Raw genomic sequence first — 12104 nt, forward strand, 5'->3', positions numbered from 1 at the left:
TCGGTCTGGTATCACTGTGAGCCAATCTCGCTTCAACCACGTTTTTCTCACCCAACGGGTGGTTCTGCTTCGCACCTTGCAGCGGATGGTGAATAACCACAGCACCGCCGAGGACCTGTTGCAGGAAACCTACCTGCGCGTGACTCGGGCCCTGAGCGAGCGGCCGATCGATCACCTTGAACCTTTTGTCTATCAGACGGCGCGCAACCTGGCGCTGGATCATCTGCGCGCGCGCAGGATCCAGGCCCGCACGCTGCAGGAAGATGTCCCGCTGGATGTCCTGCAAAGCGTCGCTGCCCCCATCAGCACACCCGAAGATGCCACCCAGGCCGAGCAAATGCTTGAAGCCTTGAGCGTCAGCCTGGGCCAGTTGAGCGCCCGCCAACAGCAGATCTTCATCCTCAGCCGCCTGCATGGTTGCAGCTACCAAGAGATTGCCGATCAGCTGGAAGTGTCCTTGAGCACCGTGCAAAAGGAACTCAAATTGATCATGGCCATCTGTGTAGGTGTGGCCGAACGGCTGGATCGGCCTTAAGCTTCACCCGAAAGAAGCGTCGACCCAGGCTGTAGGAAAGTTGAATAGAACGTGGCGAAGACCCGAGGAACACCGTGACGGACCCGAATAAACTGCAGCCCCATGAGCTGGCTCATGAGGTGTTGCAAGACACGGCTATGGATCAAGCCCTCGACTGGCTGATCGCCTTGCAGTGCCCGCAACCCGGGCAGCAAGCCGAATTCGAAGCCTGGCTGGCCAGCGATCCCGCCAACGTTCATGCTTTCGCCAAGGCACAGGCCGCTTGGGGAGGCGCGCCGGTGCACAGTGCCGCCGTCGCACTGGCGGTACCGCGCAAGCCCAGCGCCTGGCGCCGCATCAAACCGCATTGGAAACCACTGGCTACCGCCGCCGTGCTGCTGATCGGCTTGTTCAGCTTCAGCAACCTGCCGATACGCCTGCAGGCCGACCACCTCACCGTGGTGGGCGAACGCCAGCGCCTGCAACTGGACGACGGCTCCAAGGTGCTGCTGAACACCAACTCGGCGTTTTCCAGCAGTATCAAGGACCACCAGCGCATCGCCCGCCTGTACCAGGGCGAGGCGTTTTTCGAAATCGTGCCCAGCCACGGCCTGCCCCTGGAAATCGACGCCGGCCCTGTCCGTGCCAGCGTGCGCGATACGGCTTTTGCTGTGCGTTACCTGAATGGCGAAGCCCAGGTGCAAGTGCAACGCGGCGATGTCGACCTGAGCAACACCTTCGATGATGCCCGCGTGCGCCTGAGCGCCGGTGAAAGCATCCGCATCGGGCCCAAGGGCTTCGGCCAGCCGGCCAAGCTGGACGCCAACAAGGACCTGGCCTGGGTGCAAGGACGGCTGATTTTCGAAAACTGCCCGATGAGCGAAGTGCTCGCCGAGTTGCGTCGCTATTACCCGGGTTGGATCGTCAACACCAATGACCAACTGGCCAGTGTCGCCGTCACCGGCAATTATCGCCTCGACCAGCCTCTGGATGTGGTGCGATCCCTGGCCCACATCACCTCGGCCAAGCTGTCGGAATACCCGGCGCTGGTGATCTTGAACTAAATGAGAATTATTTTTACTCGATAGCTGAGGGTGGTACGTCTCGTCTTAGCCAATGCAACTGATTCCTATTTGTTTCAGTTCGCAACTATAAGATTCGTACCCCGGAGCGCTCTCGATGTCCTCTTGTTTCAACCGCCGGTCCTCTTCGCCCGTCCTGTCCTTGCTGACGGCCGCCATTCTGCTGGCCGGTGCGCCAGTGATGAGCGCCACCGCCGCCGAACCTGCTGCGCGCAGTCACGGAAACTACAACTTCAGCATCGAGCAGCAATCGCTGGTCTCGGCCCTCAACGCCTTTACCGCCGTGACCGGCTGGCAAGTCGGCCTGCCCGCTGAGTTGGGCCAGGGTGTGTCGTCCCCTGGCGTGCGCGGCCCGCTGCCGCCGGAAAAAGCCTTGGACCGGCTGTTGGTGGGGACCAACCTGAGCTATCGCAAATTGGGCAGCAACAACATCGTTCTGGAAAAACGCGCAGCGGGCAGCACCCTCAACCTGCAACAGGTGACCATCAGCGCCACCCGCAATGAGCAGGACGTGAGCAGCGTACCGAGCACCGTCAGCGTGCATGACCGCGAAGAGCTGGACCGCCAGAACGTCAATACCATCCGCGAGCTGGTGCGCTATGAGCCCGGCGTTTCGGTCGGTGGCGCCGGCACCCGTGCCGGTAACGCCGGTTTCAACATTCGCGGCATCGACGGCGACCGCATCCTCACTCAGGTCGATGGCGTGGAAGTGCCGGATAACTTCTTCAACGGCCCCTACGCCAAGACCCGTCGCAACTACGTCGACCCGGAAATCGTCAAGCGCGTCGAGATCCTGCGGGGTCCGGCCTCGGCCCTGTACGGCAGCAGCGCCATTGGCGGCGCAGTGAGTTACTTCACCCTCGACCCGGACGACATCATCAAGCCCGGCAAGGACGTCGGCGCCCGTCTCAAGACCGGCTACAGCTCCGCCGATGAAAGCTGGCTGACCTCCGGCACCTTCGCCGGCCGCGTGCAGGACTTCGACGGTTTGCTGCACCTGAGCCAGCGCAACGGTCATGAAATGGAGTCCTACGACGGCAACAACGCCACCGGCCTGGCCCGTACCGGCGCCAACCCGGAAGACGCGCGCACCACCAACATCCTGGCCAAGCTGGGCTGGAATTATGGTGAAGACAATCGCCTCGGCCTGACCTACGAGAAGTACAAGGACGATCGCGACACTAACCAGAAGAACGCCATAGGCGGGCCGTTCAACACTGGCGCCCCCGTCTCCCCCAACCTGTACCGCGCACGCTCGGGCAACGACACCATCACCCGTGAGCGCTTCGGCCTGGAAAACAGCTTCGCGCTCGAATCGCCGATTGCCGACCGCATCAAGACCAGCCTCAACTATCAGATTGCCAAGACCGACCAGACCACCGCCGAGATCTACCAGGCAGGCCGTCGCGTGCTGCGGACCCGCGATACGCTCTACCAGGAAAAACAATGGGTATTCGATGCCCAACTGGACAAGGCCTTCAGCATCGGTGACACCGATCACCAAGTGACCTACGGCACCACCCTCAAGCAGCAGAAAGTCACCGGGTCCCGTGAAGGTGCCGCCACCTGCCTGGCCGTCGGCAGCGGTTGTACCGCCATCGGCGCCCCCAGCCCGTCCGCCACAGACAGCGTGAGAAAGGCCAGCGACTTCCCGGACCCGACCATCAATACCTATTCGCTGTTTGCCCAGGACCAGATCGCCTGGAACAACTGGACCTTCCTGCCCAGCGTTCGCTATGACTACACCCAGCTCAAACCCAAGCTGACCGAGGACTTCCTCAACGCCACCGACCCGAACCGGATCTACCCACACGACGACGACACCAAGACCTGGCACCGTGTTTCGCCGAAATTCGGCCTGACCTACGCGCTGACTGACCACTACACCTGGTTCGGCCAATACGCCGAAGGCTTCCGCACGCCGTCAGCCAAGGCCCTGTACGGCCGCTTTGAAAATATCCAGCAAGGGTACGTGGTCGAGCCAAACCCGAGCCTCAAGCCGGAAACCAGCAAAGGCATCGAGACCGGGATTCGCGGTAACTTCGACGCGGGTAACTTCGATGTCGCAGTGTTCTACAACAAGTACAAAGACTTCATCGACGAGGACAACACCTCTGTCGCCCCCACCGGGACGATCTTCCAGCCGTTCAACATCAAGCGCGCCACCATCAAGGGCATCGAAGCCAAGGGCCGCATGAACCTGGACGCGTTTGGCGCGCCCCAAGGCCTGTACACCCAAGGTGCGGTGGCGTACGCCTATGGCCGCAACGACGAGACCGGCGAGCCCCTCAACAGCGTCAACCCGCTCAAGGGCGTGTTCGGTCTGGGTTACGACCAGGAACAATACGGCGCGCTGGTCAGCTGGACACTGGTCAAGAAACAGAACCGCGTCGACAGCACCACCTTCTTCTCGCCAGACGGCGACAAGTCCAAGGGCCCGTTCAAGACCCCAGGCTTTGGCATCGTCGACCTGACCGGCTTCTACAAGGTCACCAACGACGTGACCCTCAACGGCGGCCTCTACAACCTCACCGACAAGAAGTACTGGAACTGGGACGACGTACGCAGCTACGACGGCGTCGGCGAAGCCGGCGTGACCTCCCCGGCCAACCTCGACCGCCTGACCCAGCCGGGTCGCAACTTTGCGATCAACGTGATCTGGGACATCTGATCCACCCCACTCACCTCGTCGAAATTTCATCGACGAGGTGAGGATTTTTTACTGTGCCGCGTCTTCTTGTTCGTCTAGTTGATAACAGCTCTCTTTAGGGCACCCAGGCGCTCCCCTTCTCAAGGACTTTTTCATGACCGCTTCTCCAACCGCAGAACGCCCAAACCTTCGCTCCCAGCGCCTGAACCAGATCACCAACGAGCCACACACCAAGCTCGACGCCCTGGTCAAAGCCCACGCGCCGTTTGAAACCCAGGCCAATTTCGCGCGTTTCGTGGTCGCGCAGTACCTGTTCCAGTCGGAACTGGTGGCGCTGTACAACGATGCCGAGCTGATCAAGATCGTGCCGGACCTGGCCGAGCGTTGCCGCGCCGAAGCCGCCAAGCTGGACCTGGGCGACCTCGACACCGAAGTGCCTGCACCGGTCGCCGGCGCCGTGAAGAACCCGAGCAAGGCCGAAGCCCTGGGCTGGCTGTTCGTGTCCGAAGGCTCCAAGCTGGGCGCTGCGTTCCTGATCAAGCGCGCCGTGGGCCTGGGCCTGAGCGAAACCTTCGGTGCCCGTCACCTGGGCGAACCGGCCGGTGGTCGTGCCGAAGGCTGGAAGCGCTTCACCCGTACGCTCGATGCCCTGGAATTCAGCGCCGAGGAAGAGGCTGCGGTGGAAAAAGGCGCAATCGACGCGTTTGTACGCTTCACCGTCTTGCTGGAACAAGCGTACGCTAGCGCCCCTGAACTGGCCTGATACCCTGTAGGAGCGGCTTCATCCGCTCCTGCTTCCTCGACTCTGTAAATCGCTCCCATGACCGGCAAAACCCAATCCACCTCGAAAATCGCCCGGATCCTCTTCGGCCTGCTGGCCTACGTCAGCCTGGGCATCGGGTTGGTGGCGATTGTCGTGCCGGGGTTGCCCACCACCGAATTCATCCTGCTCGCCGCCTGGGCCGCCACCAAAAGCTCACCGCGCCTCAGCGCCTGGCTGGAAAACCACCGGCTGTTCGGGCCCATCCTGTTCAACTGGCGCAACGGCAAGATCATCGCCCGCCGGGCCAAAGTCAGTGCCACGGTGAGCATGCTGCTGTGCGCCATCCTGATGCTGGTGATGCTCGATCATGGCTGGCCGATCTACCTCGCAATCGCCGGAATGAGCCTGGGCAACCTGTGGATATGGTCACGCCCGGAACGGCTTGCAACGCCCATATAACGGCGCGTGTAGGGTTTTTCCTACCGCTCATCGCCTCTCTCTCATGAATTGATTCATGACGCCGATGTTTCAGACATAGCGCTGAATGGACTTGGCCTGCACTGCGTGCTTTCCAACAAGTCCATTCGTGAGTGAACCTATGTTCGACACCCTCTCCATTCGCTTGAAAATCGTGCTGCTGTCGGGCCTTTGCCTGTTGGGGGTGATCGCGCTGGTCGTCGGCATCAACATCTACAACACCAACCAGAACGATCAACTGGTCAGCGACTCCAGTTCGCGCATGCTCACCGCCAGCGTTGAGCAATTGCTGCAGGCCAAGGCTGCCGAGCAAGCGGTGCAGTTGCAGAAAACCTTCAGCGATAGCCTGGTGGCCGTGACCGCACTGGCCGACCAGATCAAGGACTTGCGCAAGCTGGCCACCCAGCGCGGGCTTGAAGCTGGGGCGTTGCGCGAGGCGCTCAACCAGAGCCTGAAAACCGCCTTTGACCGTAACAATAAGGTTTTGGGCATCTGGCTTTCATTCGAACCCAATGGCCTGGACGGCAGGGACAGCGAGTTCATCGACGACAAAGCCCGCGTCTCCAACGAAAAAGGCCGCTTCTCCAGTTACTGGAGCCGCGCCGCAGGCGAAGGCCTGAACACCATCATGGTCGAGGACGACTTGACCAAGACCACCCTCAACCTCAGCGGCACGCCCTACAACATTTGGTACACCTGCCCACGCGACACGCGTAACACTTGCCTGCTGGACCCGTACGAAGACACCGTGGCCGGCAAACCCGTGTTGATGACGACCATCTCGCTGCCGCTGATCGTGGACGGCAAGGTTATCGGCGTGGTGGGCGTCGACATCGCCCTGAATGCGTTGCAAGCCACCACTGATATCGCACAGAAAGACCTGTTCAATGGCGCCGCACACCTGGAAATCCTCTCAAGCACCGGCCTGATCGCGGCCTACAGCGGTGAGCCGGCCAAGGTCGGCAAGAACCTGATCGACACGCTTGGCGCCGAAGGCAAGGAAATCGTGCAGTTGCTGGCCAGTGACAACCGCATGATCCGCGAACAGGACGGCACCATTCGTGCCGTGTACCCGGTCAAGCCGATTGCCGACGCCAAAGCCTGGGGCGTGGTGATCAAGCTGCCCAAAGACGTGATGCTCGCCGATAACGCGAAACTGCAAGGCGTACTCGACGACGCCCAGGCCGCCGGCACCCTCAAGGCGCTGCTGGTGGCCGCCGCGGCCGGCTTGCTGGGCCTGCTGCTGATCTGGCTGACCGCCACCGGCGTAACTCGCCCAATCAACAGCGTGGCCGCCATGCTCAAAGACATCGCCAGCGGCGACGGCGACCTGACTCAACGCCTGGCTTACGCCAAGAAGGACGAGTTGGGTGAACTGGTCAACTGGTTCAACCGCTTCCTCGACAAGCTGCAACCGACCATCGCCCAGATCAAGCAAAGCATCACCGAAGCCCGTGGCACCGCCGATCAGTCCTCCGCCATCGCGCGCCAGACCAGCGAAGGCATGCAGGTGCAGTTCCGCGAGATCGACCAGGTGGCCACGGCCTCCAACGAAATGAGCGCGACTGCCCACGATGTCGCCAACAGCGCCTCCAATGCCGCCAGCGCGGCACGCGGGGCCGATCAGTCGGCGCGCGAAGGCATGTCGATCATCGAGCAGAGCACTCGCGACATCACCACCCTGGCCGAAGAAGTCAGCAAGGCCGTGGGCGAAGTCGAAGCCTTGGCGGTCAACAGCGAGCAGATTGGTTCGGTACTGGAAGTGATCCGCAGCATCGCCGAGCAGACCAATTTGCTGGCGCTGAACGCCGCCATCGAAGCGGCACGCGCTGGGAAGAGCGGCCGTGGCTTTGCGGTGGTGGCCGACGAAGTGCGCAACCTGGCCAAGCGCACCCAGGACTCCGTGGAGGAAATCCGCCTGGTGATCGAACGCATCCAAAGCGGCACCCGTGGCGTGGTGGCGACCATGCATTCAAGCCAGAGCCAGGCCCAGAGCAATGCCGGGCAGATCCATCAAGCGGTGCAGGCCTTGGGTAAGATCAGCGATGCGGTGACCGTAATCAGCGACATGAACCTGCAAATCGCCAGCGCCGCCGAACAACAGAGCGCCGTGGCCGAAGAGGTCAACCGCAATGTCTCGGCGATCCGCACTGTGACCGAAACCCTCACCGGCCAGGCCACCGAGTCGGCGGCCATCAGCAGCCAACTCAATGCGTTGGCCAGCCAGCAGATGAAGCTGATGGATCAGTTCAGGGTTTAAACGCCGGTCCAGGCACTGACAAACGCCGCCACATCTTCCTTGGGCGCTGTGCGCGGTGGATTCTGCGGCGTGCCCAGGTAAAGGAAGCCAATCACTTCCTCGTCTGCCGTCAGCCCCAGGCCTTTGGCGACATGGGCCGAATAGGACAGTTCACCCGTGCGCCAAACGGCGCCAATTCCCTGGGCATACGCCGCCAGCAGGATGCCGTGGGCCGCACAGGCGGCTGCCAGCAATTGCTCGGATTTCGGCACCTTGAAGTGTTCCTGCAAACGGGCAATCACCACCACCACCAACGGCGCACGCAACGGGCCGTTCTGGGCCTTGTCGATGGCGGCTTGTGGCGCGTCGGCGTCTTGCAGGCGCGCAGCCTCGGCCAGCAGCGTGCCCATTTGCTCACGGGCGGCACCTTCAACGGTGAGGAAGCGCCAAGGGCGCAATTGACCGTGGTCGGGGGCGCGCATCGCGGCGGCGAACAGCACGTCGCGCTGCTCCTGGGTCGGTGCCGGTTCCAGCAGACGCGGCACGGAAACACGGTTGAGCAAAGCGTCGAGAGCCTGCATTGGCCACCTCCAGAGAAAAATGTGCGGCCATTCTAGCGGGAATGAATCGGATTCGACCAAACGATAATTGCTCTTATTCATTGCGCCCCGCCCTGTTAGACTTTGCGACCTTATTTTTCGCCATCGTCCGGGAAACTCGATGCTCCGTTCGCTTTTTCGCCTGTCCGCAGCCGTGCTGGCCTTTAGCCTGGCAGCCTGCGATGACGCGCCCAGGTTTACCAAGGCCGAGCCGGGTGAATCACGGGCGGGCGGTGCTGCAACGGTGAACAAGCGCGACCAGAATGCGTTTTCCCTGCCCTCGGCCAACCTGTCGCCTACCCGCCGCCTGGATTTCAGCGTGGGTAACAGCTTCTTTCGCAGCCCCTGGGTGATCGCGCCGTCCACCACCACCGCGCGTGATGGCCTGGGACCGCTGTTCAACACCAATGCCTGCCAGAACTGCCATATCAAGGATGGCCGTGGGCACCCGCCGCTGCCCGACGCACCGAATGCAGTGTCGATGCTGGTGCGCCTGTCGATTCCGGATGCGGCGCCCTATGCCAAGCTCATCGAACAGGTCGGCGTGGTGCCCGAGCCGGTCTACGGCGGGCAATTGCAGGACATGGCCGTGCCGGGCGTGCAGCCTGAAGGCAAGGTGCGGGTCGACTACACACCGGTCAACGTGACGTTCAAGGACGGCACGGTGGTCGAGCTGCGTAAGCCGGACCTGCAGATCACCCAGCTCGGCTACGGCCCGATGCATCCGGATACACGCTTCTCCGCACGCATCGCCCCGCCCATGATCGGCCTGGGCCTGCTCGAAGCCATCAGCGACGCCGATATCCTGCGCAATACCGACCCGAAGACCGCCGACAAAGAAGCCATCGTCGGCCGCGCCAATTGGGTCTGGGACGACGCCCAGCAAAAAACCGTACTCGGGCGTTTTGGCTGGAAAGCCGGGCAACCCAACCTCAATCAACAAAATGTTCACGCGTTTTCTGGTGATATGGGCCTCACCACCTCTTTGAGACCCTTCGATGACTGCACCGATGCCCAAGTCGCCTGCAAGCAGGCCCCCAACGGCAATGGCCCCGATGGCGAGCCGGAAGTCAGCGACAACATCCTGCGCCTGGTGCTGTTCTACACCCGCAACCTCGCCGTGCCGGCGTGCCGTGGCGTCAACACGCCGCAGGTGCTGGCCGGCAAGAACCTGTTCTACCAGGCCGGTTGCCAGGGTTGCCACACGCCCGCGTTCACCACGGCGGCCAATGCCGCTGAACCTGAGCTGGCCAACCAAGTGATTCGTCCGTACAGCGACCTGTTGTTGCACGACATGGGCGAAGGCCTGGCCGACAACCGCAGCGAATTCAAGGCCGGTGGCCGCGACTGGCGTACGCCGCCGTTGTGGGGCATTGGCCTGACACAAACCGTGAGTGGCCACACCCAGTTCTTGCATGACGGCCGCGCCCGCAACCTGCTGGAGGCCGTGCTGTGGCACGGCGGTGAAGCACAAGCGGCGCAGCAGCATGTGCTGTCCTTTAATGCCGAGCAGCGCGCTGCGTTGCTGGCGTTCCTGAATTCTTTATAAGCTTCGCCCCACTTACAGAAGGGAGCTCGACATGTTCCGTCCCAAGTTGTTGTTCACCAGCCTGGCCGCCCTCGCCCTCGGCGCCTGCTCGCCGCAAGACCCGCAAGCGGTGACCTCGGCGGCCATCGCCAAGCAAGTGATCCTGCCGACCTACAGCCGTTGGGTCGAAGCCGACCGCCAACTGGCCGTCAGCGCCCTGGCCTACTGCCAAGGCAAAGAGAGCCTGGACACTGCCCGTGCCGACTTCCTGCACGCGCAAAAGGCCTGGGCCGAGCTGCAACCGCTGTTGATCGGCCCGCTGGCCGAGGGCAACCGTTCGTGGCAGGTGCAGTTCTGGCCGGACAAGAAGAACCTGGTCGGCCGCCAGGTCGAGCAACTGGTCGCCAGTCAGCCGCAGATCGATGGCGCCGCCCTGGCCAAGTCCAGCGTGGTGGTGCAAGGCCTGTCGGCCTACGAATACATCCTCTATGACGCCAAGACCGACATCGCCGACGACGCGCAAAAAGCCCGTTACTGCCCGCTGCTGGTGGCCATCGGCGACCGTCAGAAGGCCCTGGCCGAAGAGATCCTGGCCAGCTGGAACAGCACCGACGGCATGCTGGCACAGATGACCAAGTTTCCGAACCAGCGCTACGCCGATTCCCACGAAGCCATTGCCGATCTGCTGCGCGTCCAAGTGACCGCACTGGACACCCTGAAGAAAAAACTCGGCACGCCAATGGGCCGCCAGACCAAGGGCATCCCGCAGCCCTTCCAGGCCGATGCATGGCGCAGCCAGTCGTCCCTGCAAAGCCTCGAAGCCAGCCTCGCCGCCGCCCAGACCGTATGGGTCGGCGTCGACAACAAAGGCCTGCGTGGCCTGCTGCCGTCCGAGCAGAAGCCGTTGGCCGACAAGATCGACGCCGCCTACGCCGCGTCCCTCAAACTCTTCGCCAGCAACCAGCGCACCCTCAATGAATTGCTGGCCGACGACGCCGGGCGCCAGCAGCTCAACGATCTCTACGACAGCCTCAACGTCGTCCACCGCCTGCACGAAGGCGAGCTGGCTAAGGCGCTGGGGATCCAACTGGGCTTTAACGCCAACGACGGTGACTGATGATGCTCAGGCGACAGGCTTTGGCGGTTGGCAGCGTGCTGCTCAGTGCGCTCACGTTGGGCGGCTGGACGCTGTTCAAAGGGAAAGACAAGGGCCCGCTGCTGCTCTCGGCGCGGGATGATGCAGACGGCAAGCACTATGCCGTGGGCTATCGCCTGGACGGCAAGCCGGTGTTTGCCACCCAGGTCGGCCAGCGCTGCCACGACATCATCAACCACCCGACGCTGCCGATTGCACTGTTTGTCGCCCGTCGCCCAGGCACCGAGAGTTACCTGATCGACCTGCGTGATGGCACGCTGCTGCAAACCATCACCTCCAAGGCGAATCGCCATTTCTATGGCCACGCGGTCATTCACAAGAGTGGCGACTGGCTGTACGCCACCGAGAACGACACGACCGACCCCGGCCGTGGCCTGCTCGGTGTGTATAAGTTCGAAGGCGAGCGGCTGGTGCATACCGGCGAGATGTCCACCCACGGCATCGGCCCGCATCAGGTGTCGTGGATGCCCGACGGCGAAACCCTGGTGGTGGCCAACGGCGGCATTCGCACCGAAGCCGAAAGCCGCGTGGAAATGAACCTCAACGCCATGGAGCCAAGCCTGGTGCTGATGCACCGCGACGGCAGCCTGATCAGCAAGGAAACCCTGGACCAGCAGATGAACAGCGTGCGCCATATGGGGATCGCCAGCGATGGCACCATCCTCACCGGGCAGCAGTTCATGGGCGCGTCACAGGAGCGTTCCGAGTTGCTGGCAATCAAGCGGCCGGGCCAACCCTTCGTGGCGTTCCCGGTGGCGGATGAGCAGTTGCAGGCCATGGGGCACTACACCGCCAGCGTCGCGGTGCACAGCGATTTGCGCCTGGTGGCGTTGACGGCTCCACGGGGCAACCGCTTCTTTATCTGGGACATGGACAGTGGCGAGCTGCGCCTGGATGGACCACTGCCCGACTGTGCCGGTGTCGGCGCCGTAGAGGATGGCTTTGTCGTGACCTCGGGCCAAGGTCGTTGCCGGTTCTACGATTGTCGTCAGAAACCGTTGGTGGCAAAGCCGTTGGAATTGCCCGCCGGGCTCTGGGATAACCACCTGCATCTGATCTGAGCTGGCGCACAGCAAAAAAAAGGGCCTCGCATCGC

General features: G+C 62.4%; 10 protein-coding genes. 9 read left to right on the top strand and 1 reads right to left on the bottom strand.

The features are described from left to right. Positions 1–16: 16 nt before the first annotated feature. The 6 genes from H096_RS12625 to H096_RS12650 all read left to right on the top strand — a co-directional run bounded on the left by H096_RS12625 (position 17) and on the right by H096_RS12650 (position 7746). Entirely contained in the window at positions 17–535 is a 519-nt protein-coding gene (locus tag H096_RS12625) for a sigma-70 family RNA polymerase sigma factor (RefSeq protein ID WP_033898538.1), read from the top strand. A gap of 74 nt (positions 536–609) precedes the next feature. Next, positions 610–1578, top strand: a complete 969-nt coding sequence (locus tag H096_RS12630) for a FecR domain-containing protein (RefSeq protein ID WP_033898539.1) — start codon at positions 610–612, stop codon at positions 1576–1578. A 115-nt stretch (positions 1579–1693) separates the two neighbouring features. Further along, positions 1694–4267, top strand: coding sequence for a TonB-dependent receptor (locus tag H096_RS12635; RefSeq protein ID WP_033898541.1), 2574 nt, complete (start codon positions 1694–1696; stop codon positions 4265–4267). Positions 4268–4400: 133 nt separating this feature from the next. Then, complete coding sequence (locus H096_RS12640; RefSeq protein ID WP_033898543.1) at positions 4401–5009, top strand: biliverdin-producing heme oxygenase; 609 nt, start codon at positions 4401–4403, stop codon at positions 5007–5009. 57 nt (positions 5010–5066) lie between these two features. Then, the gene (locus H096_RS12645; RefSeq protein ID WP_033898545.1) at positions 5067–5468 is read left to right on the top strand and encodes a YbaN family protein; all 402 of its coding nucleotides are present in this window, start codon (positions 5067–5069) and stop codon (positions 5466–5468) included. Between the two features lie 139 nt (positions 5469–5607). Beyond that, the gene (locus H096_RS12650; RefSeq protein WP_033898546.1) at positions 5608–7746 is read left to right on the top strand and encodes a methyl-accepting chemotaxis protein; all 2139 of its coding nucleotides are present in this window, start codon (positions 5608–5610) and stop codon (positions 7744–7746) included. Here the strand turns inward: H096_RS12650 and H096_RS12655 are convergent. Further along, entirely contained in the window at positions 7743–8306 is a 564-nt protein-coding gene (locus H096_RS12655; RefSeq protein WP_016975503.1) for an NAD(P)H nitroreductase, read from the bottom strand. The two genes, H096_RS12650 and H096_RS12655, sit on opposite strands and share 4 nt — an antisense overlap. Before the next feature lie 139 nt (positions 8307–8445). On the opposite strand from H096_RS12655, the gene H096_RS12660 reads away from it, so the two are divergent. Genes H096_RS12660 through H096_RS12670 form a run of 3 tightly spaced genes read left to right on the top strand, consistent with a single transcriptional unit; the run spans position 8446 to position 12069 of the window. Then, positions 8446–9873: a di-heme oxidoredictase family protein gene (locus H096_RS12660; protein ID WP_033898547.1), complete on the top strand. Its 1428-nt coding sequence runs from the start codon at positions 8446–8448 to the stop codon at positions 9871–9873. Positions 9874–9904: 31 nt separating this feature from the next. Then, entirely contained in the window at positions 9905–10969 is a 1065-nt protein-coding gene (locus tag H096_RS12665) for an imelysin family protein (protein ID WP_033898548.1), read from the top strand. Positions 10970–10971: 2 nt separating this feature from the next. After that, positions 10972–12069 (top strand): DUF1513 domain-containing protein, encoded by a 1098-nt coding sequence (locus tag H096_RS12670; RefSeq protein WP_033898650.1) that lies wholly within the window; start codon positions 10972–10974, stop codon positions 12067–12069. Positions 12070–12104 lie beyond the last annotated feature (35 nt).

Origin of the sequence: Pseudomonas sp. FH1, from assembly GCF_000510895.2 — a bacterium.
Taxonomy (GTDB): Bacteria; Pseudomonadota; Gammaproteobacteria; order Pseudomonadales; family Pseudomonadaceae; genus Aquipseudomonas; species Aquipseudomonas azotoformans_A.

Coding starts and splice junctions, on each gene's coding strand:
- H096_RS12655 (WP_016975503.1), bottom strand. CDS start 8,306: ATGCAGGCTCTCGACGCTTTGCTCAACCGTGTTTCCGTGCCGCGTCTG.
- H096_RS12650 (WP_033898546.1), top strand. CDS start 5,608: ATGTTCGACACCCTCTCCATTCGCTTGAAAATCGTGCTGCTGTCGGGC.
- H096_RS12660 (WP_033898547.1), top strand. CDS start 8,446: ATGCTCCGTTCGCTTTTTCGCCTGTCCGCAGCCGTGCTGGCCTTTAGC.
- H096_RS12670 (WP_033898650.1), top strand. CDS start 10,972: ATGCTCAGGCGACAGGCTTTGGCGGTTGGCAGCGTGCTGCTCAGTGCG.
- H096_RS12635 (WP_033898541.1), top strand. CDS start 1,694: ATGTCCTCTTGTTTCAACCGCCGGTCCTCTTCGCCCGTCCTGTCCTTG.
- H096_RS12640 (WP_033898543.1), top strand. CDS start 4,401: ATGACCGCTTCTCCAACCGCAGAACGCCCAAACCTTCGCTCCCAGCGC.
- H096_RS12645 (WP_033898545.1), top strand. CDS start 5,067: ATGACCGGCAAAACCCAATCCACCTCGAAAATCGCCCGGATCCTCTTC.
- H096_RS12665 (WP_033898548.1), top strand. CDS start 9,905: ATGTTCCGTCCCAAGTTGTTGTTCACCAGCCTGGCCGCCCTCGCCCTC.